The organism is Nocardiopsis alba, assembly GCF_000710955.1.
Classification (GTDB): Bacteria; Actinomycetota; Actinomycetes; order Streptosporangiales; family Streptosporangiaceae; genus Nocardiopsis; species Nocardiopsis alba.
On the sequence record NZ_BAZE01000003.1, the window covers coordinates 310,661 to 334,719 of the forward strand.

Annotated in this window: 23 protein-coding genes; 17 read left to right on the plus strand and 6 right to left on the minus strand. The window is 68.7% G+C overall.

Going from position 1 to position 24,059, the window contains the following annotated elements:
* Positions 1-92: 92 nt before the first annotated feature.
* Positions 93-1,118: a stearoyl-CoA 9-desaturase gene (locus tag TR33_RS07120; protein ID WP_199806111.1), complete on the minus strand. Its 1,026-nt coding sequence runs from the start codon at positions 1,116-1,118 to the stop codon at positions 93-95.
* Between the two features lie 228 nt (positions 1,119-1,346).
* Entirely contained in the window at positions 1,347-2,597 is a 1,251-nt protein-coding gene (locus tag TR33_RS07125) for an MFS transporter (RefSeq protein ID WP_042282236.1), read from the minus strand.
* 626 nt (positions 2,598-3,223) lie between these two features.
* Between TR33_RS07125 and TR33_RS07130 the strand changes: the two genes are divergently transcribed.
* The 12 genes from TR33_RS07130 to TR33_RS07190 all read left to right on the plus strand — a co-directional run bounded on the left by TR33_RS07130 (position 3,224) and on the right by TR33_RS07190 (position 15,587).
* Positions 3,224-3,970, plus strand: a complete 747-nt coding sequence (locus tag TR33_RS07130; protein ID WP_014913549.1) for an SDR family NAD(P)-dependent oxidoreductase — start codon at positions 3,224-3,226, stop codon at positions 3,968-3,970.
* 45 nt (positions 3,971-4,015) lie between these two features.
* The gene (locus TR33_RS07135; protein WP_042282238.1) at positions 4,016-4,342 is read left to right on the plus strand and encodes a YciI family protein; all 327 of its coding nucleotides are present in this window, start codon (positions 4,016-4,018) and stop codon (positions 4,340-4,342) included.
* A 1-nt stretch (position 4,343) separates the two neighbouring features.
* Entirely contained in the window at positions 4,344-5,657 is a 1,314-nt protein-coding gene (locus tag TR33_RS07140; RefSeq protein ID WP_042282240.1) for an aminotransferase-like domain-containing protein, read from the plus strand.
* Positions 5,654-6,907 (plus strand): ATP-grasp domain-containing protein, encoded by a 1,254-nt coding sequence (locus TR33_RS07145; protein WP_017534602.1) that lies wholly within the window; start codon positions 5,654-5,656, stop codon positions 6,905-6,907. The genes TR33_RS07140 and TR33_RS07145 overlap by 4 nt, the downstream gene beginning before the upstream one ends.
* Before the next feature lie 51 nt (positions 6,908-6,958).
* On the plus strand, positions 6,959-8,071 hold the full coding sequence (locus TR33_RS07150) for an LLM class flavin-dependent oxidoreductase (protein WP_042282242.1): 1,113 nt from the start codon (positions 6,959-6,961) through the stop codon (positions 8,069-8,071).
* A gap of 66 nt (positions 8,072-8,137) precedes the next feature.
* A complete protein-coding gene (locus tag TR33_RS07155; RefSeq protein ID WP_042282245.1) occupies positions 8,138-8,695 on the plus strand; it encodes a flavin reductase family protein in 558 nt (185 codons plus the stop codon).
* Positions 8,696-8,711: 16 nt separating this feature from the next.
* Complete coding sequence (locus tag TR33_RS07160; RefSeq protein ID WP_017534600.1) at positions 8,712-10,400, plus strand: GH3 family acyl-acid amido synthetase; 1,689 nt, start codon at positions 8,712-8,714, stop codon at positions 10,398-10,400.
* Positions 10,397-11,293, plus strand: coding sequence for an alpha/beta hydrolase (locus tag TR33_RS07165; protein ID WP_014911520.1), 897 nt, complete (start codon positions 10,397-10,399; stop codon positions 11,291-11,293). Before TR33_RS07160 ends, TR33_RS07165 begins: the two co-directional genes overlap by 4 nt.
* A complete protein-coding gene (locus TR33_RS07170; RefSeq protein WP_042282247.1) occupies positions 11,286-12,503 on the plus strand; it encodes a mandelate racemase/muconate lactonizing enzyme family protein in 1,218 nt (405 codons plus the stop codon). The genes TR33_RS07165 and TR33_RS07170 overlap by 8 nt, the downstream gene beginning before the upstream one ends.
* Positions 12,503-13,357 (plus strand): fumarylacetoacetate hydrolase family protein, encoded by an 855-nt coding sequence (locus TR33_RS07175; protein ID WP_042282248.1) that lies wholly within the window; start codon positions 12,503-12,505, stop codon positions 13,355-13,357. Before TR33_RS07170 ends, TR33_RS07175 begins: the two co-directional genes overlap by 1 nt.
* A 536-nt stretch (positions 13,358-13,893) precedes the next feature.
* A complete protein-coding gene (locus TR33_RS07185) occupies positions 13,894-14,652 on the plus strand; it encodes a hypothetical protein (RefSeq protein WP_042282251.1) in 759 nt (252 codons plus the stop codon).
* A 287-nt stretch (positions 14,653-14,939) separates the two neighbouring features.
* Positions 14,940-15,587, plus strand: coding sequence for a hypothetical protein (locus TR33_RS07190; RefSeq protein ID WP_014910622.1), 648 nt, complete (start codon positions 14,940-14,942; stop codon positions 15,585-15,587).
* Between the two features lie 81 nt (positions 15,588-15,668).
* Here the strand turns inward: TR33_RS07190 and TR33_RS07195 are convergent, their stop codons facing one another.
* The gene (locus TR33_RS07195; protein WP_042282253.1) at positions 15,669-16,163 is read right to left on the minus strand and encodes a hypothetical protein; all 495 of its coding nucleotides are present in this window, start codon (positions 16,161-16,163) and stop codon (positions 15,669-15,671) included.
* Positions 16,164-16,690: 527 nt separating this feature from the next.
* On the opposite strand from TR33_RS07195, the gene TR33_RS07200 reads away from it, so the two are divergent.
* The 4 genes from TR33_RS07200 to TR33_RS07215 all read left to right on the plus strand — a co-directional run bounded on the left by TR33_RS07200 (position 16,691) and on the right by TR33_RS07215 (position 20,009).
* Positions 16,691-17,452, plus strand: a complete 762-nt coding sequence (locus TR33_RS07200; protein ID WP_042282255.1) for an IclR family transcriptional regulator — start codon at positions 16,691-16,693, stop codon at positions 17,450-17,452.
* Positions 17,453-17,457: 5 nt separating this feature from the next.
* Entirely contained in the window at positions 17,458-18,396 is a 939-nt protein-coding gene (hutG, locus tag TR33_RS07205; RefSeq protein ID WP_234305771.1) for a formimidoylglutamase, read from the plus strand.
* On the plus strand, positions 18,393-19,592 hold the full coding sequence (gltS, locus tag TR33_RS07210) for a sodium/glutamate symporter (RefSeq protein ID WP_042282257.1): 1,200 nt from the start codon (positions 18,393-18,395) through the stop codon (positions 19,590-19,592). Before hutG ends, gltS begins: the two co-directional genes overlap by 4 nt.
* Positions 19,593-19,748: 156 nt before the next feature.
* Positions 19,749-20,009, plus strand: a complete 261-nt coding sequence (locus TR33_RS07215; RefSeq protein WP_042282259.1) for a heavy-metal-associated domain-containing protein — start codon at positions 19,749-19,751, stop codon at positions 20,007-20,009.
* A gap of 92 nt (positions 20,010-20,101) precedes the next feature.
* Here TR33_RS07215 and TR33_RS07220 read toward each other — a convergent pair whose 3' ends face one another.
* Genes TR33_RS07220 through TR33_RS07230 form a run of 3 tightly spaced genes read right to left on the minus strand, consistent with a single transcriptional unit; the run spans position 20,102 to position 23,089 of the window.
* Positions 20,102-21,043, minus strand: coding sequence for an ArsA family ATPase (locus TR33_RS07220; protein WP_042282260.1), 942 nt, complete (start codon positions 21,041-21,043; stop codon positions 20,102-20,104).
* Positions 21,034-21,315 (minus strand): cory-CC-star protein, encoded by a 282-nt coding sequence (locus tag TR33_RS07225; protein WP_014911971.1) that lies wholly within the window; start codon positions 21,313-21,315, stop codon positions 21,034-21,036. The genes TR33_RS07220 and TR33_RS07225 overlap by 10 nt, the downstream gene beginning before the upstream one ends.
* A gap of 4 nt (positions 21,316-21,319) precedes the next feature.
* Positions 21,320-23,089: a carbon starvation CstA family protein gene (locus TR33_RS07230; protein ID WP_042282262.1), complete on the minus strand. Its 1,770-nt coding sequence runs from the start codon at positions 23,087-23,089 to the stop codon at positions 21,320-21,322.
* A gap of 141 nt (positions 23,090-23,230) precedes the next feature.
* On the opposite strand from TR33_RS07230, the gene TR33_RS07235 reads away from it, so the two are divergent.
* Entirely contained in the window at positions 23,231-24,043 is an 813-nt protein-coding gene (locus tag TR33_RS07235; protein WP_042282265.1) for a hypothetical protein, read from the plus strand.
* Positions 24,044-24,059 lie beyond the last annotated feature (16 nt).

A 24,059-nucleotide genomic window follows, 5' to 3' on the forward strand; every position in this document is an offset into this window, starting at 1 on the left:
GTTCCTCATGTCATGTGCGACTCTCGGAGGTCTGGTGGGCCTGTCCGTGCGACGGTCTCGGCGGAGGAGAACCGGGCCGCGGGCACGTGGGATCAGTCGTCGAACGCGGCGAACAGTTCGCGTTTGCTGACCTCGCGCAACCGTTCGACGTCGTACTTCTCCGGGTCGGCGACGGACAGCGAGTCGAAGACCAGGTTGACGGCGGGGACCAGTCCCCAGGCCTGGTGGTAGGGCGGCCAGCCGGGGCTGCCCCGGTCGGCGTCCAGTTGGCGTTCGAAGATGTAGTTCGCCCACTTGGGGGTGGCCGGGTAGCGGTGGTGGTAGTCGTGTACGACCGTGTCCCCCGTCAGGACGAGGTAGCGCGCGGGCGCGTGCACGAACAGCATGCGCGTGGTCCATCGGGCCCAGGCCGCGAGGCGGCGGGCGGTCGGCAGATCGGGTGAGGGGGCGGGCTCACCGATGAAGATGGCGTTGGTCAGGCTGCCGAAGTACTCCTTGCCCCGGTGCACGGTCACGTCCTGGGAGGGGAAGGTGTGCTTGACGCAGAGACGCAGGGTGTTGCTCACCTGGAACAACGGGAAGAGCGGGACGATCCAGGCGACGAGCAGGATGTGCCAGGTACCGGTGACGATGGTGATGGTCGCGGCCCCGCCGTAGAGGGTGACCGCGATCGCCTTCTCCCTGATGTCCGACCCGTGCCAGAAGGACCGGATACGGGCCACCATGAAGTTCAGGTGGAACCAGGGCGAGAAGATCTTGCCCAGGACACGGCGCCACATCCGACGGCGGGTCATCCCCGGGTGCAGGTCCAGGCTCACCAGGAACGCCTGGACCGTGGGATCGCGCAGCGTCATGTGGTGTGCCGCGTGATGGTCGCTGACGTGCTCTTTGCTGTACCGACCGAAGTGCTGGATGATCAGCAGACCCGAGGTGGCCCGGCCGATCGCGGCGTCCAGACGACGCCGACGGTACATATTGCGGTGGGCGCACTGGTGATAGACCATCATCCGCAGGTTGCGCATGCCGTGCAGAGTGACGGCCCAGCCCGGGAGCAGGAGCAGGAGCCAGAAACCGGAGAGGACCAGACCGACGGTGCTGATCACGGTACCGATCAGCATGGAGGAACAGGCTCCGGCCAGGTGGAATCCGGGTGTCCACCAGCTCAAAGGACCCTGTCCGGAGATCGGCTTTCCAGTGAATATCGTGAGCGGATACTGGAGGAATCCGGGAAGGACGCGCATGGTTTCACGCGGATCCGACCTGTCAGCGTGATCTTTTGCCTCTAAACCATTTCCAACGGTTGTCATAACATTCTCCTCGTGGGAGGTGTCGATTCGTTCGAAGGATCATGATTCTGCGTTCTGCGGCTGTTCTTCGGGAAGTTCACGGAGCTTGACGACCGGCGACAGGAAAACCGGGATAAAGGCCGTCGCCATGAATACGCCACCCACCCACAGGGTGGCCTGCACTCCGATCAGTTCACCCAGTACACCGGAGAGCGCCGCGCCGATCGCGAGCGCACCGGTCAGGAGAAATCGGAAGGTGGCGTTCATGCGGCCGAGCAAACGGTCGGCGGTCATGCGCTGGCGCAGACTGACGCCGAGCACATTATCCATACCGATCTTGAACATGGCCAGGAACCAGCCGGTTCCGGCCAGATAGAGCCAGACGCCCTGGCCGACCAGGGGCACGAGCAGGCCCGCGGGCGCCAGGCACAGACCGACGATGCCGAGGGTGCGCCCGTAACCGAGTCGGGCCGCGACCGGTCGGGCGCATCGGGCCCCCCACAACAGGCCCACGCCACCGGCGGCCCAGAAGAGCCCCAATGTGGCCGACGACAGGCCGAGCTCACGGACGAACCAGATCGGGAGCATGGTGTTGACGACCGACGAGCCCAGGTTGGCGAGGGCCGCGGTGATCGCGAGGGCCCGGAGTTCCCTCTTGCCGAACACGTGCCGCAGCCCCTCCCCGATCTGGGCCCGCAACGGGGGTCCCTTCTCGGGGGCGGGCGCCGGGGGCGTGTGCCGTAGAGAGGTGAGTCGTAGGGCCGAGGCCAGGTAGGAGCAGGCACTGACCGCGAGGGCCACGGGTGCGGTGAGCAGTGCGACCAGAGCGCCGCCCGCGCTGCGACCGGCCACGTTGCCGGCGGCGATCAACGTGTTGATGTCGGCGTTGGCCTGGACCAGGCTTCGGCGGTCGACCAGAGAGGGCAGGACACTCTGCGATCCCACGTCGAAGAACACCGTGGCGCAGCCGTTCAACAACACGATCGCGTAGAGGTGGATCAGGGTCAGGGAGTCCGCCCACCAGGCGAGCGGCACGGTGAGGAACAACAACGCCCGACACAGGTCGGCGGTGATCAGTACCCGTCGATGGCTGATCCGGTCCACCCAGGCGCCGGCGGGTAACCCGATGAGGAGGAACGCGACGGTGCTCAGGGTCGCGAGCGCGCCGACCTGTCCGGGGCCGGCGTCCAGGGCCGCCACCGCGACGAGCGGCACGGCGACGTAGCTGACGTTGGTGGCGAGTTGGCTGAGCGTGGAGGCGGTGAACAGCACACGGAAGTCACGTACGCGCCAAGGGGAGTCGGGTCGCATGGTCCGCCCATCCGATAGTGGGTGCTCGATCGCTGCTCAGGTACCTCGCCCACCGACGGTGCGGACGGACACCCATTCCCGTTTCTCGTGATCAATGGCCGATACCGGCCACGTATGTGAAGAACAATGGCCGAATCCGGCCACAAGAGGGCCTACGAACGACCCGAACCGGACATCAGTGCAGTGGAAAGGAAATTCCTCCGCAGTCGACTTTCGCGGAGTCGGACTCCCCAGATCGTGATCATGGTGCCTGAACTGCAAAGATTCAAAAAACACAAGTCGCATTTCCCATATGCGCGGCCATCAAGGTACCCACTTCCCTAGAGAAGTAGCAATGTGATTCAGGTCACATTGACGGCGACTTTAGGCTGTTGCACGATCGATTGCGTATCCCACGGCCACCAAGAGCCCTTTTCTCCGGCGCATTAATAAGCCCTCGAAAAGACCGGGAAAATTCAGCACCGGATTGCATCACCGACGATTCCGAGGTGAATCCGGCACCACCTTCTCCGCCCACGGCCGATCGAGCCGTCATCTCTGGTGCGAGCCCCCGATCCACCGGTACGGGCGATCCGGCAGAACGACTTTCCAGCACGCCATATCCCACACAGGCCAGGTGAAAGTAAGTGACCGCACGTACCGCCCTCATGATCGGCGCCGCAGGTGGAATCCTCTCCGAGGTCGCCCGGGAGCTCGCCGCCGGTGGACACCCCCTCGTCCTCTTCGACAAGGACGAGGAGGCCGTCACCCGTCTGGCCGAGGAGCTGTCGCCGAGGACGAAGGTCGAAGCGATCGTCGGCGACGTCACCGATGTCCCCGCCGCGGAGCGACTGCTGACGGAGATCACCGAACGCCACGCCCCCTCGATCCTCGTCAACGGGGTCGGCGGCGACACCCGGATCATCGGCTACGCCGACCTGGAACACCACCACTTCGAGCAGACGCACCTGGAGAACGTGGTCGGTACGTGGATCGCGATCAAGGTGGTCGCGCCACGCATGGTGCGGGACGGTTACGGCCGCATCGTCAACTTCGCGTCGACGGGCGGCCGTACGTTCAGCCGTTTCAACAACGCCGCCTACGTCGCCTCGAAGGCCGCCGTCATCGGCATGACCAAGCAGATGGGGCATGAACTCGCCGGCACCGGTGTGGTCGTGAACGTGGTGGCCCACGGGCCGATCGCCACCGAGCGGGTGGCGGGCGCCCTCGAGCGTCGCGACGAGGCGGAGCGGAAGGCCGTCCTGGCCCGACTCCCCATGGGCCGGTACGGCACGGTCGCCGAGGCCGCCGGGAGCGTACTGCACCTGTGCTCCGAGAGCGCCGGCTACTCGACCGGATCCGTCATCGACATCAACGGCGGACTTTACATGTGAGGGCCTTCCCCGCCCTCGGTAGGAAACATCGCACAAGGAGCCGGTATGGCGAAGTTCGTCGTCGAATTCGAGTACAACGTGGACCGGGAGGGCCGCCAAGGCCTGCATCCGGCCCACGCGGAGAACCTCTATCGCCTCGCCGAGAGCGGCGTCCTGCTGCTCGGCGGCCCGGTCATCGGTGACAACGCCGGGCTTCTGCTCTACGAGGTGGCGGACCGCGAGGAACTTCAGAAGGTGCTGGACGAGGAGCCCTACGTCCGAGGCGGGGTCGTCGCCGGAACCCGGATCAGGGAATGGGCACCGGGCAAGGGCGCCTGGATCTCCGTACCCGACCGCGCCGAAGAGGCCCTCTCCTCGGAAGGTGGTCGCTGACATGCTCTCGTTCGATCATGATTCCCTGCACGCCGGGGTCGTCGACCCCGAGATGGGGTCCATGCGCGTCCTCAGCGAGACCGCGCTGCGTTTCCCCGATTCCCTGTCGTTCTCGTCGGGAGCCCCCTACGACGGGAACCACGACCTCACCGATCTCTCCCGCCACGTCGAGCGGTACATCGAGCACCTACGCGCCAAGGGCCTTCCCGAGGAACGCGTCACCCGGCTCCTCTTCCAGTACGGGCCGGTCAACGGCCTCATCCGGGACGAGGTCGCCCTGATGCTGAAGCAGGACGAGGACATCGACGTTCCGCCCGAGGCCGTCATGATCACGCACGGGTTCCAGGAGGCGGCCCTGGTCGCCCTGCGCGGCCTGATCACCTCGGCCGACGACGTCCTGCTGTCGGTCTCGCCCGCCTACGTGGGCATCCGAGGCGCGGCGCGCATGCTCGACGTCCCCGTGCACGGGATCCTCGAGGGCCCGGACGGGCTCGACCCCGAGGCGGTGGCCCAGGCCGCCCGCCGGGTGCGGTCCGAGGGCCGGAGGGCCGTGGCCCTCTACCTGGTGCCCGACTTCTCCAACCCGTCCGGCACGGTGGTCCCCCTCGCGGCCCGCCGCCGGCTGCTGGAGGTGGCCGCCGAAGAGGACCTCGTGATCCTGGAGGACAACCCGTACGGGCTCTTCGCCGCCGAGGGCGCCGCGCTCCCCACACTGAAGTCCCTGGACACCGATCGTCGGGTCGTCTACCTGGGCTCCTTCGCCAAGTCGACCTTCCCCGGGGCCCGCCTCGGCTACCTGGTCGCCGACCAGGAGGTCATCGATTCCGAGGGGAACACCCGTACCCTCGCCGAGTCCCTCTCCCCGGCCAAGGCCATGTTCACGGTCGGCTCCTCCACCCTCTCCCAGGCCGTGGTCGGCGGGATCCTCGTGGAGAACGGCTACGACCTGCGCTCCGCCACCCGTGAACTCGCCGCGATCTACCAGGAGCGACTGAGAGCGGCCCTGGACGCCCTGTCCGAGCACTTCCCCGACGGCGGTGACCACGGGGTCACCTGGAACACCCCGAGCGGCGGGTTCTTCCTGGTCCTGAAGGTCCCCTTCGTCGCCGACCTCGCGGCCATGGAACGTTCGGCCCGTGACCACGGGGTGAGCTGGGCCCCCATGAGCATGTTCCACCTCGACGACGACGACGGGCGTCGTGAGATCCGCATCGGCTTCAGCAACCTCGCCCCCGACGCGATCCGCGAAGGGATCGCGCGGTTGGCCGGCTTCATCGAGAAAACCCCGCACGACACACCTGAGGAACGGTCTTGAACCCCGAAGCGCCCACCGCCGTCGTCGTCGACGGCTACTCGGCAGGAAACTTCTACCCGGGGGCCTTCGCCTCCGTCGGCGCCCGGGTGGTCCATGTACAGAGCACCCCGGAACTCATCCCGACCATGCGCGCCCCCGAGCTCTCCGCCTACGCGGAGAACATCGTCTGCTCCGACGAGGAACGACTGGTCGAACTCCTGCGGCCCTACGATCCGATCGCCGTGGTCCCGGGTCAGGAGTCCTCGGTACGGGTGGCCGACCGGCTCAGCGCAGCCCTCGACGTGAAGTCCAACGGTACGGCGCTCTCCCCCGCCCGTCGCGACAAGTACGAGATGATCGAGACGCTGCGCCGGGCCGGGGTGCGCTGCGCCGACCAGATCAAGAGCGACGATCCCGAGCTGCTCGTCAAGTGGGCGCGGGACCGCGGCGCCTGGCCCGTGGTGGTCAAGCCGGTCGGTTCGGCCGCCTCCGACGGCGTGTTCGTCTGCGATGACGCCGAGGAGGTCCGGACCGCCGTCGAACGGAACCTGGGTTCCCGGGACATCTTCGGCTCCACCAACACCGAGGTACTGGTCCAGTCCTACCTGGAGGGGACGGAGTACATCGTCGACACCGTCGGAGCCGACGGCCACCGCCACGTCGCCGGGGTCTGGCGGTACGAGAAGAGGCCGTTGCCCTCCGGGCAGAGGGTCTACGACCGGGAGATCCTGCTGGCCCCGGACGAGGCGCCGGTCCCGGAACTCATCGCCTACGTGGACGAGGTCCTCGCGGCGTTGAACATACGGTGGGGCCCCGCCCACGCCGAGGTCATCGTCACCGACCAGGGGCCGGTCCTGGTCGAGATCGCCGCCCGTCTCAACGGTCTGGTGCACCCCGGCTTCCAAGAGCTGTGCCTGGGCGTCGACCAGGCCGGTCTCTCCGCGTTGGCCTACGCCCACCCCGAGAGGTTCGTCCGGGAGTACGGCGGCCGGACCTACCGCAAGCTCCGGTCCGCCTACAGCTACAACCCGGCCACCACGCTCGACGGTGTCTTGGAGAGCGTGGACCAGGACGTCCTCGCGCGGATCAACGAACTGCCCAGCGTGTTCCTGACCAGTCCGAAGTACGGGCCGGGCGATCGGATCCGCCCCACCACGGACCTGCTCTCGGCCGCCATGCGCATCTATCTGACCTCGGACGACGAAGATCGGCTCGCCGCCGATCATGAGGCGGCCCGCGCCCTCCAGGGGTCGCTCTACCGCCTGGCCTGACCTTCGGGCCCCACCATCGCCCCGCCCCTCTCCTCTACCGGAGGCACATCCGTGCACAGTCGTATAGGTATCTTCCTGTCCCCCGTCCACGAGACGGGACAGGACCCGCATCTGGCGATCCAACGCGACCTCGACCTCGTGGAGCTCGCCGACCGCCTGAACTTCGACGAGGCCTGGTTCGGCGAACACCACACCCTGGGCTGGGGTCTCGTCGGCGCCCCCGAGACCCTGATCGCCGCCGCGAGTCAACGCACCCGGCAGATCAGGCTCGCGCACGGCGTGGTCCCGCTCTCCGGCCACCACCCCTTCCACGTCGCCAGTCGTGCCGTACACCTGCACCACCTCTCCCAGGGCCGCTACATCCTGGGCGTGGGCCCGGGCGTCCCCTTCGACGCGCCCATGTTCGGCCTCGACGGGGCGACCCAGCGCAGGCGTCTGGACGAGGCGCTGCCGAGCCTTCTCGAGCTGGTCAACGGCGAGAGTGTCGTCGACCAGAAGACCGACTGGTACGAACTGCGGAACGCCAGACTTCAGCTGCCCCGGTTCGGGCCCGACCCGATCGAGGTCGCGCTGGCCACCTCCGGCACCTCGGTGACCAGCCCCCGCCTCATCGGCCGGTACGGACTGAGCATGACCTCCTTCGCCCTCCCGTTCGCGCTGATGACCCCGGGCGCCCCGGACCACATCGGCCTGGCCCAACAGTGGAAGTACGCGGAGGAGGCCGCCGAGGAGTTCGGCCGGACCCTGGACCGCGATCGATGGCGCATCGCCCTTCCGGTGCACGTCGCCGAGACCCGGAAACAGGCGTTCGACGAGGTCCGCGAGGGCTACGACCGCTGGCTGTTCGAGTACTTCGGCAAGGCTGCGGGACGCGACGTCCAGCCCCCCGGTGTCCCTCGGGAGCAGCTCCTGGAGGCCCGGGTCGAGGCCGGCGGAGCCCTCGTCGGCTCCGTGGACGACGTGGTCGCCGGCATCCGGAAGATGCAGGAGGCCACCGGCGGCTTCGGCACCCTCCTGGTCTACGCCGCGGACTGGACCACCTACGAGAACACCGACCGCAGCCTCGAGCTCCTGGCGCGCCACGTCGCCCCTCGGATCAACGGTGCCGCGGACCGGCCGCGGGAGGCCGTGGACCGGGCGATCGCCGCCCGTTCCTCCCGGTAAGACCTCGATGACCCGTCACGGCCGGGCGTCCGGGAACGAACGGTGGAACAAGGGGAGAGCATCCGCATGACGCAACAGAGCACGTCGGCGCACCGTCCCCTGGACCGGCGTCTGTTCCGGGAGGTCCTCGGCCGTTTCGCCACCGGGGTCGTCCTCATCACCACGCGTACGGAGGACGGCCCCGCGGGCATGGTCGTCAACTCCTTCACCTCCGTCTCACTCGACCCTCCGCTCGTCGCCTTCTGCGCGGCCCGCACCTCGACCACCTGGCCGAGGATCCGGGCGACCGGAGACTTCGCCGTCAGCATCCTCGGAGAGGGGCACGTCGACCTCTGTCGACGTTTCGGCGTCCGCGCCGCCGACCGGTTCGCCGGACGCGGCTGGACGTCCACCCCGGCCGGCCACCCCGTCCCGGCGGACGGGCTGGGCTGGCTGGACTGCGCGATCACCGTGGTCCACCCGGCGGGCGACCACGAACTGATCATCGCCTCCACCATCGACGGCGCACCGACCGGACCGGCCGAACCCCTGGTGTTCCACGGGAGCCGGTTCCGTGTCCTGGCACCCGAGAAACCCACATCGACCGAGCCCATGACCCACCGGCGTACAGGAAGACCGAGCTGAGAAGGAAGCTGACATCGTGGGCAGTACGCAGTGGCAGAAGCACTGGCGCACGCGCCGTGTCCCTTTCGCGGAGGAATGCCGGCGGGCCGGGGAGGCCTTCCTGGTGGACCTGAAGGACCCGGCCACGGCACAGAGGCGGGTCCTCGACGACGTCATCGCCCTGTGCGCGGACTCGCTCCATTGGAAGGAGCGCGGTCACGACGTCCTCACGACGGCCCCGGACGCCTTCCGGGACACCCTCCCCGTGATGCGCTACGACGACTTCACCGAAGAGATCGACCGTGAGATCCGGACCAAGGGCGGAACCCTCTCCTGTAGCCCCGTTCTGCGCTGGTTGAAGACGAGCGGGACGACGGGCGTCCCCAAACGCGTCCCCTACACCCTGCACTGGCTGCTCAAGTACCGTATCCCCGCGATGCGGGCCATGTGGGGCGTCTACCTGGAACACCATCCCGAGATCCTCGCCCACCCGTACGCGGCGCTCGACACCCAGACCGTCTACGAGGACGTCGACGACTTCCTGGCCGGCGTCCCCTATCAGGCCATCAGCAACCGCCATCCGAAGATCAACGCCCGGGACTGGAACCCGCCGTGGTCCGCCGCGCCGTGGTTCGGCACCGCCGCCCCCTCCTCGCACTCCGGGCGGATGTACCACCGGATCCGCCACTTCCTCGGCGAGGACCTGCGCTTCGTCTCGGCCATCAACCCGAGCACCCTGATCTCGTTGCGCGACCTCATCGTCGAACACGGAGAGGACCTGGTCCGCGACCTCGCCGAAGGCACACTCGAAGGTCGGCCCCACACCGACCCCGACCCCGAGCGGGCCCGCCGCTTCCAGGCGGTCCTGGACCGGGGCGAGTTCACGCTCAAGGACGTCTGGCCGTCGCTGAACACCTACAGTTCCTGGTTGTCGTCCTCGGCCAAGCTCTACCTGCCCCGGTTGGAGGCCGTCCTCCCCGGGGTGTCCGCCATGCCGTTCATGAGCTGCGGAACCGAGGGGGTGACCACCATCCCCGTGGACGACTCCCTCGACAGCCAGCCTCTGGCGGTCGGCCAGGCCTTCTTCGAGTTCGTACCGGCGGAGACGGACCTGGGCGCCCTGCTCGACGCGGGCGAGCGGGTCGAGACCCTGCTGTTCGACGAGGTGGAGGAGGGTCGCGACTATCACCTGATCATGACCCAGGCCAACGGCCTGTACCGACTGTGGACCGGCGACGTCTACCACGTCGACCGGTTCGTGGACGGAACCCCGTGGGTGCACTTCGTCCACCGGGACGGGATCTTCCACTCCTTCACCGGGGAGAAGATCACCGAGACCCAGGTCACCAGGGCCATCGAACGGGCCATGACGGCGGCCGGACGTTCGGTCGGGCTCTACCTGTGCGGTCCGCGCTGGAGCGAGCCGCCGTACTACGTGATGGTCGGCGAGATCTCCGACCCCGGCGAGGAACAGGACCGTCTCCTGTCGGAGGGGGTGGACCGCGCGCTCCAGGACATCAACATCGAGTACGCCTCCAAGCGCACCAGCGGCAGACTCGCCCCGCTCACCTTCACCACCGTCCCGCACGGCGGTATCGCCGCCTACGTCGAGTCCCGCCGGCAGCGGGGCAACACCACCCAGTACAAGTACAAGCCCTTCCAGCAGGACACCGACTTCGCCGCCGACATCCTCGGCGACACGGCATCGACGGGAGCGCACCGGTGATCGAGACCAAGAGGCCGCCTCAGAACGTACGTCGAGAGATCATCACGCTGTCGGCCGACGACGGTGCCCGGCTGGCCCTCCACCTGTGGCGGCCCCGACGCCGCCCCAAGGGGGCGGTCTTCTACTTCCACGGGTTACAGAGTCACGCCGGGTGGCTGTGGGAGGTGGGGCCCCGGTTCGCGGACAACGACATCGCCTTCTTCGTCCTGGACCGACGCGGCAGCGGGGTCAGCGACGGCCCTCGCAACGAGATCCCGGACGTGGCCACCGTCATCTCCGACTACACCGTCGCCCTGACCCACGTTCGCGAAACGATCGGCGACGACGTCCCCCTGTCCCTCTTCGGGCACTGTCTGGGAGGGTCCTTCCTGGCCGCCCTGGTGCACCACGCCGACTTCACCGTCCGCTATGAGGCCGCCGTCTACTGCTCGACGTGGCTGGGACGGCTGCACTCGCTGCTCGGCGAGAGCGAACGGGCGGCCCTGGCCGCCGACACCGGAACCCAACTGTGGGACGCCGGTCTGCGGTCGGAGGACTTCACCGCGGTACCCCGTTACCAGCGGTTCATCGACGACGACGATCTCGCGATCCGGTCGATCACCCGCCGCTCCCGCGGCACCCTCCTGGAGCTGGAACGCCTCTACGTCGACCCGGACCACCCGGACCGGAGTGAACCTCCCCGTGTACCGACCGTGTTCGTGTCCGGGCTGACCGACCCCTTCCTCGACCTCGACGACAGCCGCCGCGTGTTCGACCGGATGGTCACCGAACGGGGCACGATCATCCATTTCCCGACCGATCGGCACTACCTCTTCTACACCGACGTCCGGGACGACCTCGTCGACTGGGCGTCCACCCACACCCTGCTCCAAGGCCTGGACCGGGATGTCTGAGTCCGGGGCCCGGCTGTACCGGGCGGCGCCGCCGATGCTGGTCCGGTTCGACCACCCGGCGGCCCGCCGTTCCACCGCCGACGGCCTCGTCCTGAGTCTGACCGTCGACGGCACGACCGGGGTCGGAGAATGCGCGCCGCGTTCCTACGTCACCGGTGAGACGACCGCGAGCGTGGGCGAGGCCCTGCTCCGGGTCCCGATGGACCGGTTGTTCGCCCGGTTGAGGTCCGTTCCTCCGGAGGATCTCCTGGAACGGCTACGGGAGGCGCCCTTCGAGGAGGTGTTCGCGGAGGTCCTGAGTCCCGCCGTCGCAGACGGTGCCCCCGGACGGAACAACAACCTGATCTGTCTGATCGAGACGGCCGTGCTGGACCTGATCGCCCGCCGCCTCGACCTCCCCGCCACCGACCTCGTGCCCGATCCGATCCGAACGTCCTCCGAACCGTCGATGCTTCCGATCTCCCAGGTCCTCGATCTGGGAACCGACGTCGACACCTTTCTGAACGAGCGCGGGCCCTTCCACTTCGTCAAGGTCAAGGCCTCCACCGACCTCGAACGGGACGTCCGTACGATCACGGCGATCCGGGAGCGGCTGGGCCCGGAGATCCCCGTCATGGTCGACGCGAACATGAGCTGGACCTCCGAGACCGCCGTGCCGAACGCCCTCCGGCTGCGCGACGTCGGAGTGGAACTCCTGGAGGAGCCACTGCCCCCTCGTTCCTGGAAGGACCTTCGCGTCCTACGTCGGGAGACCGGCGTCCGCGTCATGTTGGACGAGTCGATCCTCACTCTCGCGGACGCCCGGACGGCCGTGGACACCGAGGCGTGCGACGCCGTGAACGTGCGCGTCGCCAAGAACGGCGGCCTGTCCGCCTCGTCCCGTCTGATCTCGTACGCCCGGGGCACGGGCCTGGCCTTCCAGATCGGTGTGCAGGTCGCGGAGGTCGGGCCCCTGATCAACGCCGGACGGGCCCTGGCCTTCCGCGCCCCGGACGCACTCACCGTCGAGGCCGGTCAGTCCGACCGCTTCTTCGCCGACTCCGACGTGATCGTCTCACCGCGCCCCCTGGTGGACCGCCGGACCAACACCCTGGCACCGCCTCCCGGCCCCGGCTTCGGTATGCGCCTGAACGCGTCCGCCGAACGCTGGGCCTCCCGGTCCTGGGCCCACGACCGCTGGATCCCCGCTTCCTCCGAGGTGACCTCCTGATGCCCACCCTGTACGAATGCGTCCACCGGGGCGAGCGCCACTTCGGCCTCGACTCCCCCGGGTCCACCACCCTCCACCTGTACCCGCTCGGCGATCTCGATCTCCAGGCCACCCTGCTCGCGGCGGACGGCGACGTCCCCGCCCTCACCGAGGCCCTGACCCGGGGGCGTGAGGCGACACCCGTCCCCGCCTCCGACGTACGGCTCCGTCCGCCACTGCTGCCGGACTCCGTCGGCGACGCGCTGGTCGGTGGTTTCATGGCGACCCATCACGCCAAGGTCGACGCCGCCGAGAACACCATGCCCAACTGGTTCTTCAAGGGCCTCGGCGACGTCCTGAAGGTTCCCGGAGAGACGCTGCGCGTACCGTCCGGAGCCGTCGCTTTGACGGAGGAGGCGGAGGTCGTCCTCGTCTACCTCACCGACCCCTCCGGAACCCCGCGCTACGTCGGCCACACCTTCGGCAACGACCTGACCGACATCGGTCGTTTCAAGCGGAACAACGGGCACCTCTCCTACGCCAAGCTCTGCGACGCGGGGATCTCCCCCTGGCTCTTCCTGGACGCCCCGCCCCGTCACGTCACGGGCCACGTCACCATCGAGCGGGACGGCGGACCCGTGTGGCAGGGCGCCTTCACCACGGGGACCAAGGCCATCCTGTACGACGTGCCCGAGATGATCTCCGGTCTCTTCGCGTACGAGGCGCTGCTCGCTCCGGGGCGCGTGCACTACGTCTACCTCGGCGCCGACCGCAGCAGCTTCCACAGTGGGTTCTCGATGGAGGGCGGTGACCGGATCGAGATGAGGTTCGGCACCCACGACGTCCTCCTGACGAACACGGTGGCGGCCCACTGAGCCCGAGACCCCTCTGCCCGACACCGGAGAAGGCCCTGTTCGCAGGGCCTTTCTCATGTCCCGATCCCTGCGCGGGAACGACGGACCCGGGCGAACGCTCGAAAAAAATCCTCATTCGGGAGAACCTCGGCGCCCCGGCCGCCATCAGAACGCCCGAAAAGGAACAATGAGAGCACGCGGGGCGACCCGCGAAACGGAGGAGAGAAAGCGGAACACGTGACCCGGGGTTCGATATGGAGAACCCCCGGTACAGCGGTCCGATCAGCGTCCGAGAACGGTGTTCTCACCGCGGCCGGAACCGTGGAACGTCGACTGCGACGTCCATCCGATGAGACGAAGACCGAGGTCGAAGCGGATCTCGTCAAGGAACGCCGGCAGGAGCGCGCCCTCGTGAAGCGCGCCGGATCCGAATTTTTCGAAACACCGCGACCCACCCTTCGCGCGTTTCCACATCCCCCGAAAATTCCGATGCCTTCCTGGTCATGCCCGAATACCCGCAATTCAGCATCTCCTTCCGGGGGAAAGAAAGGAAGCGCATGAAGCGCGATATCCGCAACACCGTCCTGGCCCTCGCGACCTCCGGTCTGGTGGCCGTGGGCTCCGCGGCCTGCTCCTCTCAAGAGGTGATCGACGCGGTGGCGTCGTCCGACTCCGGACGGTCGGAGGCCTCCGATCGGACGGGAGAGGACGCGCTCATGGGACAACTGGAGTACCTCGCCCCGGGCGAGTTCGTCATCGACGGCCAGGCGTTCTTCGTCAGCGAGGAGACCCGCTATCTGGGCGGCCTCGACGTCTGCCCCGCCGAGGACGGGGTCGACGACGTCGGCTTCGGCGTCGTGGAATGCGACCTGGAGTCCTTCGAGGCCGCGGCCCAGGGGGAGGCCCCCGTCCACGTCAAGGCCGAGGCGGAGTCGGGTGAGAACGACGAGATCATCGCCGTGACGATCACCGAGTACGACAGCGAGACCCCGAACGACTCCGGCGCGACGGACACCCCCGAGTCGGCTCCGGTCCCCGAGGACGGCGCCGCGGACGGGGTCTCCGAACTCGTGAGCGGCGACCTGGAGTACATCTCCCCCGGTGAGTACATGGTCGACGGCACGGCGTTCTACGTGGCCGAGGACACCGTGATCCACGCGGGCCTCTACGCCTGCGCCGGGGGTGTCCAGGACCCCGACACCGGCGACGTGATCTGTGACTTCGACCGGTTCGACGCCGCCCTCGCGAACGGGACCGCCATCACGGCCGAGGTCGAGATCGTCGACGGTGTCGCCCTGTCGATCACCGAGTACTAGGAACGTCCCTCCTCGTCGACGGGGCTCCCACCAGAAGCCCGGCGGCCCATCGGTCTCGCGAAGCGTGAGGCCGATGGGGTGCCGCGGGGTTCGGGAGGCGCACTCGATCGGACTCGACGGGGGACCGATCGATCCCCGCCCCGAACACCGGAGAAGGCCCCGCCCCGCGGGGCCTTCTCTCGTGTCCGGGCTTCGGCCGCGGGCGGGCCCGACGTGTACGGCGGCACTCGTGGAAGGTGCGATAGTACGCATGACCCCCGCTCCCTTCATGACTCAGGAGTCCCCCCATGCGTCGCCCCACCGGTCCCGGACCGTTTCTCCTCGTCGGAACCGCTCTCTCACTGGCCCTGACCGCCTGCGGCGGGATCGGAGGCACGGACACCGAGGCCGCCACGGAGGTCGACACCACCGGTTTCACCTACGGTGACGTCCCCACCGAGAACCAGAGGGGCCCCTCCATCGACGAGTCGCAGATGCCGCCCGAGCCCGAACGCGGCGCTCCCCGACACGAGATCAACGCCCACAACGCCCTGGTCAAGGTCTCGGAGATGAACTGGACCGCCGACCCCGACGCCACCTCCGAGTGCCCGCCGGACGTCGACCTTCATGTGGAGAAGAGCTACAGCTGCGTCGTCACCTACATGGGCGAGGAGTTCGAGTACCTGGTCGAGCTGGACGAGGAACTGAGCTCGGAGAACCACGCGGCGGAGAGGGCCCGCCTGGTCACCGGACCGATCATCGTCGAGCAGCTGGAGCACACCATTCGGGTGTACAGCCTTCTGCCCTACGTCGATTGCGGGTTCGAGGGCGAGGTGGCGATCGCGGTCCTCGACGAGCATGTGAGCACCTGCACGGCCTTGGACGGCGCGACCGGTGAGACCAAGGAGTACGAGATCACCTACGGCCTGTCCGGTACGGCCGTCACCCCGCTCTGACCGCCGGGACGTCGTCCCATCGTCCTCGAAGAGGAGAAGGGGTCCGCCGACGGCGGACCCCTGACGATCGTTCGAGCACGGTCAACGGCCCGCCGCGACGGCGGCCTTCTCCCTGCGGTCGCGCAGCAGGGTGAGGCCCCCGAGGGTCACGGTGGCGATCAGCCCCAGAAGGGGAAGACCGACCCAGGTGAGCCCCCACAGCATCTGTCGGGTGGAGGCGGTCTCGACCACGTGCATGGAGGCGACACCGAACTCGGTCTCGTCGTTGGAACAGACGAGCTTGTGGGTGCCCGGCTCGACGACCGTCAGGATGTGGACCAGGTTCCACTCCTCCGCCCCGTAGGAGACGGACGCGGCCCCTCTCATCTGCGTCTCGCCCGGGGTACCGGACGGACGGTGGAACGAGCACGCCCCACTGAACGAGCGGCCGTAGATCCCGAGTTCTCCCAGGTGTTCCTCACCGAGCTCCAGCTCGACCTCGAGGTTCCGTTCGGTCTCGGTGATGAAGTCCGGCGTGGGGTGGCGTACCCAGGGGCCCAGGGCGAGGAGGACACCGAAGACCACGACCGTGGCCACCAGGGAGATCAGACTCGCGATGTATCCACCCCGTAGACCGCGCCCTGTAGGGACCCCCGAGGCGGGTGGTGCTGCGGATGGCTGTGGGGGCTGGGGGGAAATAGACATGCCCGACATCATGTCAGTGAAGCGTGACAGGGCGCGACGAAACCTCCGCCCCCTTCCGTCTCCGTCACGGGCGGCGGGGAGCGAACGGTGTGGAGGCCCACCGAAAGCCGAGGAAGGCCCCGCCCCGCGGGGCCTTCTCTCGTGTCCGGGCTCTTCTCCCACCCGCTCCCCCGCCTTGGGGGATCCTCGACCCGCTCTTTTCCCTCGTCACCGCCCCGGCGGGCCTCCTTCCTCCGCGAGGCCCCGCCTGAGCGCAACCTCACAGAACCGATCCCTCTTCGGCCCGCGCACCGGAACATAGCCTTCTCATTGGATGAGAATTTGCCCTTTTCATCCCTTTTGTCCGATCCATAGAGTGGGCCGGCCCCGAGTCCGCACCGCAGCTCGGAGCTCGCTCGGTCCGGGAAAGGGGGGGCGCCATGTCCGCCGAAGCGACACCCGCGGATCCGGCCTCCGGCAACTCGGGGCGGACCACCGATCGCCTGCTCGGCGTACTGATGGTCTTCGCCGAGGCGGAGAGGGCCACCGCCGCGCAGGTCGCCGAGATCACCGGCATCCCGGTCAGCACCGTCTACCGAATGCTGGACCGGCTCTCCTCGGCCGGGTTCGTGCAGCGTGTCGGCACCGGCCCCGACTACGGGGCGGGCCCCGTGGCGGTCCGGTTCGCCGAGAGGTACCGCAACGGCGCGCTGGAGCGCACCTCCATCGGTCCCCGACTGGAGCGGCTCTCGCACGAGTCCGGCGAACTGGCGGCCTTCATGGTGCCGGTCGGCACCGAAGCGCTGTGCGTGGACGCGGTCGAAGGGGCACGGGTGCTGCGCTGCTGCTACACCCGCGGAGCCGTGCGGCCCCTGCTGCGCGGAGCCACGGCCGAGGCACTGCTGGCCCACCTCCCCGACTCCCGACGCGAGGAGGTGTACGCCGCCTACCGCCTCCCCTCCGAACGGGTGCGGGCCCTGGAGGCCGCCCACCCCCTGGTGCGGGAACGGGGCGTGGCGATCAGCGAGAGCGCCCTCGACGAGGGCGTATGGGGCGCCAGCGCCCCTGTTCTCGACGGTTCCGGCTCCCTGAACGGGGTCGTCACCGTGATGGCCCCGGCGGCGCTGACCGAGCGCCGACGCCCCTACTACGTCCGTCTCGTCAAGGAGGCGGCGCGTGACCTGAGTGGAGGAACGATTTGAACAGGGTGGATCCCCCCGTCTGGACCGGACGCGACGACGGCCCGGGCGCCGAGCACCGGCGCTGGCACAACACGGTGCGACCGCTCGACCGCGCCGATCGGACCGGGACCGCGATCGTCGGCTTCGCCTCCGACGAGGGTGTGCGCAGGAACAAGGGCCGCACCGGTGCCGCCGAAGGCCCCGCCGCCCTGCGCCGTGCGCTCGCACCGCTCGCCCTCCACCGGGACGAGGCTCTGTACGACGCCGGAGACGTCCGCGTGGACGACGGCGATCTGGAGACCGGCCAGCGCGCGCTGGGCTCCGTGGTGGCCGAGGCCATGAGGGCCGGGCACTTCCCCATCGTGTTCGGGGGAGGCCACGAGGTCGCCTACGCGAGCTATCTGGGCCTGGACGAGGGCCTCGGGACGGACCGGACCCGCACCCTGGGCGTACTCAACATCGACGCCCACTTCGACCTGCGCGAGGAGTCCGAGCCCACCTCCGGAACACCGTTCCTCCAGATCTCCGAGGCGGAGAAGGCCCGGGGACGGGACTTCCGCTACGCCGTCGTCGGCATCAACGAGGCCGGGAACACCCCCGTGCTGTTCGACCGCGCCGACCGGCTCGGCGTCGAGTACCTCACCGACGACCGGTGCACCGCCGCCCACCTGGAGCGGGTACTCGACTTCGTCCGTTCCTTCCTCGACACGGTGGACGACGTCTACCTCACGCTCGACCTGGACGCCCTGCCCGCGTGGGTCGCGCCCGGGGTGAGCGCCCCCGCCCCGCTCGGCGTTCCGCCCGAGGTGGTGCAGGCCGTGGTCGAGGAGGTGGCCGCCTCTGGACGGCTGGCCCTCTTCGACGTGGCCGAACTCAACCCGTCCCTGGATGTGGACGGCCGGACCGCGCGCGTCGCCGCGCGCATGGTGGACCGCGTACGCGCGGGCAGAAGGCGGAGCGTATGAACATCTCCCTGGACCTGATCCAGACCACGACGCTGGCAGTCGCCCTGCTGCTCCTGGGCGAGTTCGCCCGGCGCCGTATCGGTTTCCTTCAGCGGTTCAGCATCCCCGGTCCGGTCATCGGTGGTTTCGCCTTCGCACTGGCCGTTCTGGCCCTGCGGGAGACCGGCGTGGCACAGCTGGAGCTGGACACCACGTTGCAGGACCCCGCGATGATCGCGTTCTTCACCACCATCGGTCTGGGGGCCAGTGTCAGCCTGCTCCGCAAGGGCGGCAAGCTGCTGATCGTCTATCTGCTGGCGTGCTGGACCCTGGCGATCCTCCAGAACGTCGTGGGCATCGGTATGGCCACGGCGCTGGGCCTCGACCCGGTGCTGGGCGTGATGGCCGGTGCCGTCGCCCTGGAGGGCGGCCACGGCGCCGCCGCCGCGTTCGGTCCCACCGCCGAGGCCCTGGGGACCGACGGCGCCACCGCGGTCGCGATCGCCGCGGCCACATTCGGCCTGGTCGCCGGTGGTCTGCTGGGCGGGCCGATGGCCTCCTGGCTGATGAAGAGCCACGGAGTGAAGGTGCCGTCGGGCGATGAGGCCGCCGAGACCGGAGCGGTCGAGGTGGAGGAGAAGGAGGAGCCGGTCGGCTACGGCCCCCTGGTGAACACCGCCGTCCTGATCGGTGCGGTGATGGTCGCCGGGGTCGCGCTGGGCACGTGGTTCAGCGAGACGACCGGGTTCGTGCTGCCCTCGTACGTGGGCGCCATGGTGGTGGCCGCCGTCGTGCGCAACGTGGGCGACCGGTTCGGCCTTCGCATGCACCAGGGCGCCCTGTCGCTGGTGTCGTCGCTGTCGCTGGGTCTGTTCCTGACCATGGCCATGATGAGTCTGAGGATCTGGGACCTGTACGCGCTGGCCCTGCCGCTGGTACTGCTCCTCGCGGTCCAGGTGATCGTCCTGCTGCTGTTCGTCGCTCTGGTGGTCTTCCGCCTGCTGGGCAAGAACTACGACGCCACGACGATGGCGGCGGGCATGGTCGGTCACGGTCTGGGCGGCACCCCCAACGCGATGGCGAACATGGACGCCTTCAACCGCCGTTTCGGGGTCCGTTCGGAGAAGGCCTTCCTGATCGTTCCGCTGGCCGGCGCGGTGTTGATCGACATCGTGGCGCTGCCGTGGATCGTGTGGTGCATCAACGCGGTGGCCTGACCGGAGACCGCCTCATGAGCGGCCCCGCGCCCTTTCCGGTGCGGGGCCGCTCCGCGTTCCCGGCCTCCCATGGTCCACCCAGATACCAGCAGGGGGTATATTCATCTCGGCCCCTCATACCTGGTAGGGGTATATGAGACCGAAGGAGACCCTTCCATGTGCACCACCTGCTCCTGCTCCACCGACTCCGCCGGTTCCACCGCCGCCACCGAGGACGCCCGGACCTATGAGGTCGAGGGGATGACCTGCGGCCACTGCGTGAACTCGGTGAGCACCGAGATCGGCAAGGTCTCCGGGGTCACCGACGTGACCGTCGACCTGGCCGAGGGTCGGGTCCGCGTCGAGGGCGCCGACTTCGGCGACGCCGAGATCCGCGCCGCCGTCGAAGAGGCCGGCTACAAGGTCGTCGGCGCCTGAGCCGCGCCGCGCTCCCGCCGTTCGCCACGTGAGCGGGAGCGCGCCCCGTCCCCGACCACCGGAGGAACGAGGTCCCGACCGGCTGAGGGGGGTCAGGGGAGGCGTTCGACCAACGCGCGCAGGGTGTCGGGGCCCAGGGGTTCGCGTTCGCTCAACGCCAGTTCGACGGTGCCCTGGACGGCGAAGCGTTCACGGACGGCGGCCAGGACCTCGGGGTCGGCGTCCCCGGGCACCTGGTTGATCATCACGGTGCCCAGACGGAACCCGGTCTCCGCCAGTTCCCGGGCCGCGCGGTCGGTCTCGGCCAGGACCATGCGGCGGGGCACCAGCACCAGACGGACCTCGGCGTCCTCACGGAGGCGTTCGGCGGCGCGTTCCAGCTTGCGGCGACGCGCGTGCAGTCGCTCCAGGAGGGGGTCGTCCTCGTTCTCCCCGGAGCCGCCGACCACCCCGACGGCGAAGCGGTCCGCGTCGATGGCGCGTTCGCGTTGGCGGGCCAGCCCCTGGACCCAGGGGGTCAGCAGTTCGGGCAGGTGGAGCAGGCGTAGAAGGTGGCCGGTGGGCGCGCTGTCCACCACGAGCCGGTCCCACCGTTCGGGGACCTCCTCCATGGTGTCCATGAGCAGATCGGCCAAGGCGGACTCGGCCATGCCGGGCCCCGCCGCGGCGTGTTCCAGGTGGCGGGTGACCGCCGGCAGGATCTCGCGGGGCAGGGCGGCGGCCGCGTCGTCGCCGATCCCCCGTACGCGTCGACGCAGAGCCGCGTCGGCGTCGGGTTCACGGGCCCACAGGTTCTCCGTGACCGGAACGGGGTCGTCCCCGAGGGAGAGGGCGAGGGCGTCGCCGAGGGAGTGCGCCGGGTCGGTGGAGACGAGCAGGGTGCGCAGCCCCCGGTCGGCGAGGCGGAGCGCGTGGGCGGCGGCCATGGTGGTCTTGCCGACCCCGCCCTTGCCTCCGAAGAAGACGATGCGGGGCGCGGTGGGCTCGACCTTCTCGGCCGTTCTCGGTCCGCGTCGACCGAACATCAACAGCACACCCCCGGTCCACCCAGATCGTCGCGCCCCATGCGCTGGTGCCATTCGTGCAGATCGGCCACCATGTACGGGATCAGGTCGAGGGTCTCATAGGACACGGGCCCCTCCACCCCCAGGGTCTCCAGGAGCAGCAGGGCCCGCAGGGTGTCCTGCTGGGTGCGCGCCTCTCGGCGGATCTCCTGACGCCAACGAGAGGCGAAGACCGCGTCGTGGAAGGCCTCCACCCGTCTCCAGGCGTCGCGTACGCGAGAGAGCGCACCCAGCGGGGTCACGTTCCTACTTCTCCTTCGTCTCGGAGGTCTCGGTCTCTTCGGCGACCTCGTCCAAGGTCTCCTCCTCGCCTCCCGGAAGGTCGCGCTGGATCCACGCCTTGCGCAGGGCGATCCCGGCCTCGACGACCAGCCAGATGGCCAGACCGAAGATGACGAAGTCGAGCGGCGCCATCAGGAACAGGTCGACCGCCGAGTCCGAGCGCAGGAACTCGATCAGGTTGACGATCAGCGCCCACGAGGTCATGAACAGCAGGAAGACCAGCGGGATCAGGATCGCGAGCGGGTTGCGCCTGCGCTTGGTCACCCACACCGCGATCACGGCGAGCGCCAGGCCCGCGGTGAGCTGGTTGGTGGTGCCGAAGAGCTGCCACAGCGTACCGAAGGCGAAGTCGCCGGGGATGAGCGCCAGGCCCAGCGGAACGACGGTGGCGACCAGGGTGGCCAGGGTGAGGTTGCGGGCCAGCGGACGGAAGCGGACGATCTCGGCGATCTCCTGGACGATGTAGCGCTGAAGGCGCACGCCGGTGTCCATGGTGGTGGCGGCGAAGCTGACCACCACGACCACGGCGAAGATGACGCCGACCTGGAGGGGGATCCCGAGGTTGGCGGCGAACTGCCCGACACCCTCGACGAAGTTCCCGGTGGCCCCGGCCGAGGCCGTGCCGAAGTCGCTGTAGATGAGGTTCCAGTCGGCCAGCGGCGACGCCGAGGCGGCGACCACGCCGGCGGTGCAGGCGAGGATGGAGCAGACCGCGAGGGTTCCCTCGCCGGCGGCGCCCAGGTATCCGACCATCCGGGTGTCGGAGGGCTTGTCGATCTGCTTGGCGGTGGTCCCGGAGGCGACGAGGCTGTGGAAGCCGGAGATCGCACCGCAGGCCACGGTGATGAACAGCAGCGGGAACCAGGACGGGGAGTCCGAGGGGACGTCGGTGTTGATCGCGGGGGCCACGACCTTGTCCCAACCGATCAGGACTCCGAGGAAGATGACCACGAGGGCCAGCAGCATCTGGTGCAGGTTGATGTAGTCGCGCGGCTGGAGCAGCATCCACACCGGCAGTCGGGACGCCAGGAAGGCGTAGACGAACAGCAGGAGGACCCACAGCGTGTTGGGGGTCGTGCCGATCGCCTCGGCGATGCCGTCGAGCTGGATCGGGACCCGGACGCCGAGCGGGATGCACACGTACACCAGGATCAGGGCGACCAGGGAGGGCAGCAGGGCGGCCGTGCGTTTCCGGTAGACGACCTGGCCCACGCCGATGGCCAGCGGGATCGCGACCAGGATCGACAGGACCGACTCCGGGTAGGCCACGAAGAGGTTCGAGATGACCACGGCGAAGACGGCGTTGACCATGGTCAGCAGGAAGAAGATGATCACCAGGAAGAGCGTCCTGGCGCGCTTGCCGATGACCTCTCCGGTGAGGGTCCCGATGCTGCGGGCCTTGTGACGGACCGACAGCACGAGGGAACCGTAGTCGTGCACGCCGGCGGCGAACACGGTGCCGAGCAGGACCCACGCGAGCGCGGGGCCCCAGCCCCAGAACACGGCGACCGCCGGGCCGACGATGGGGGCGGCGCCGGCCACCGAGATGAAGTGGTGGCTGAAGACGACGTGACGATTGGTGGGGACGAAGTCCACACCGTCCTTGTAGGTGTGCGCGGGGGTAACGAACCCTGGCTCCAGGGCGTACACACGGTCCGCGAGGTATCGCGAATAGTAACGGTAGCCGAGGGCGAAGACCGCTACGGACGCGAGGAGGACGAGGGCAGCGGGCATGGCCGTTGCCTACCTTTCGCATTCCGGGCCCGAATCGACGTTCTTTACCCTGGCCCTTCGCCCGGTATCACGCCGACTCGGACGATGGGTTAAAGTCACCAGAAATTAGCATGTGACTTCTCCGACTATGAAGGTCCGACCTTGAAAGACCTGATCACGGTTTGGCAGCGGTCCACCGTCGCGGAACTCTGTTGGATCTCCTCCTCCGGCCCCACAGGCGTTCCGGTGGTTCCGCTGATGTGGCGCGAGCGCCCCTGCGTCGCGCTCCCCTACTCGCTCGCGACCGCCGCCCTCACGCTCGGAGATCGTCGCGTCGCCTTCAGTGTGACCGAGGAGGGGGCGGGGGGGACCGGAGGGGTGGTCGGCGTCGGCCCGGTCGAGGTCGTCGAGGACCTGGAGGGGCGCGTCTTCGTCGACGCCCTGGTCGATCAGGAGACGCTCAAGCACCCGCCGACGCGGCTGCGGGCGAACAGCCTCATGGCCCGCCGGGAGAACTGGTGGTGGGTACCGCGCGTGATCGTGTCGCTCGCCTCGGTGGAGGTCGAGCGGGAGACCCGTCCGCGTACACGCTCCTCCGACGCCCTCCTGGTCCGCGACCGCTCCGGAGTCCCCGAGGTCGAGGTGGTCACGGCCGACGATTGGTCGGACCAATCGGGGTCGAAGACGGCATTGTGGGCCCGAAATGGAAAGTCGTTGGAAGGGTCCGACGAACCGGCGTTCGCCTTTTCCCATCAGTACAGTCCCGATTTCGAACGTTGGGAACGTTGGTCCCGTTCGGGACGGCTCGAAGGCGAATATCTGCTGGTCGAGGAGGCGGAAGGGGCACCGGTCGGCACCGCCCCCTCCGGCCCGTTGCCGCCCTTCCGTCTCTGGGAACGCTTCGGCAACCACCGATCGCTGGCGCGCGCCTGTCGACGGGGCATCGCCGAGGCCGAGGCCCGCCGTTCGGCCTGATCCCGGCCGCCCTTCG

What these genes read in the sequence shown, in the direction of transcription:
- TR33_RS07185 (WP_042282251.1), top strand. Translation starts at nt 13,894, where the DNA reads ATGAAGCGCGATATCCGCAACACCGTCCTGGCCCTCGCGACCTCCGGT.
- TR33_RS07155 (WP_042282245.1), top strand. Translation starts at nt 8,138, where the DNA reads ATGACGCAACAGAGCACGTCGGCGCACCGTCCCCTGGACCGGCGTCTG.
- TR33_RS07125 (WP_042282236.1), bottom strand. Translation starts at nt 2,597, where the DNA reads ATGCGACCCGACTCCCCTTGGCGCGTACGTGACTTCCGTGTGCTGTTC.
- TR33_RS07140 (WP_042282240.1), top strand. Translation starts at nt 4,344, where the DNA reads ATGCTCTCGTTCGATCATGATTCCCTGCACGCCGGGGTCGTCGACCCC.
- TR33_RS07175 (WP_042282248.1), top strand. Translation starts at nt 12,503, where the DNA reads ATGCCCACCCTGTACGAATGCGTCCACCGGGGCGAGCGCCACTTCGGC.
- TR33_RS07230 (WP_042282262.1), bottom strand. Translation starts at nt 23,089, where the DNA reads ATGCCCGCTGCCCTCGTCCTCCTCGCGTCCGTAGCGGTCTTCGCCCTC.
- TR33_RS07190 (WP_014910622.1), top strand. Translation starts at nt 14,940, where the DNA reads ATGCGTCGCCCCACCGGTCCCGGACCGTTTCTCCTCGTCGGAACCGCT.
- TR33_RS07200 (WP_042282255.1), top strand. Translation starts at nt 16,691, where the DNA reads ATGTCCGCCGAAGCGACACCCGCGGATCCGGCCTCCGGCAACTCGGGG.
- TR33_RS07170 (WP_042282247.1), top strand. Translation starts at nt 11,286, where the DNA reads ATGTCTGAGTCCGGGGCCCGGCTGTACCGGGCGGCGCCGCCGATGCTG.
- TR33_RS07135 (WP_042282238.1), top strand. Translation starts at nt 4,016, where the DNA reads ATGGCGAAGTTCGTCGTCGAATTCGAGTACAACGTGGACCGGGAGGGC.
- gltS (WP_042282257.1), top strand. Translation starts at nt 18,393, where the DNA reads ATGAACATCTCCCTGGACCTGATCCAGACCACGACGCTGGCAGTCGCC.
- TR33_RS07120 (WP_199806111.1), bottom strand. Translation starts at nt 1,118, where the DNA reads ATGCTGATCGGTACCGTGATCAGCACCGTCGGTCTGGTCCTCTCCGGT.
- TR33_RS07215 (WP_042282259.1), top strand. Translation starts at nt 19,749, where the DNA reads ATGTGCACCACCTGCTCCTGCTCCACCGACTCCGCCGGTTCCACCGCC.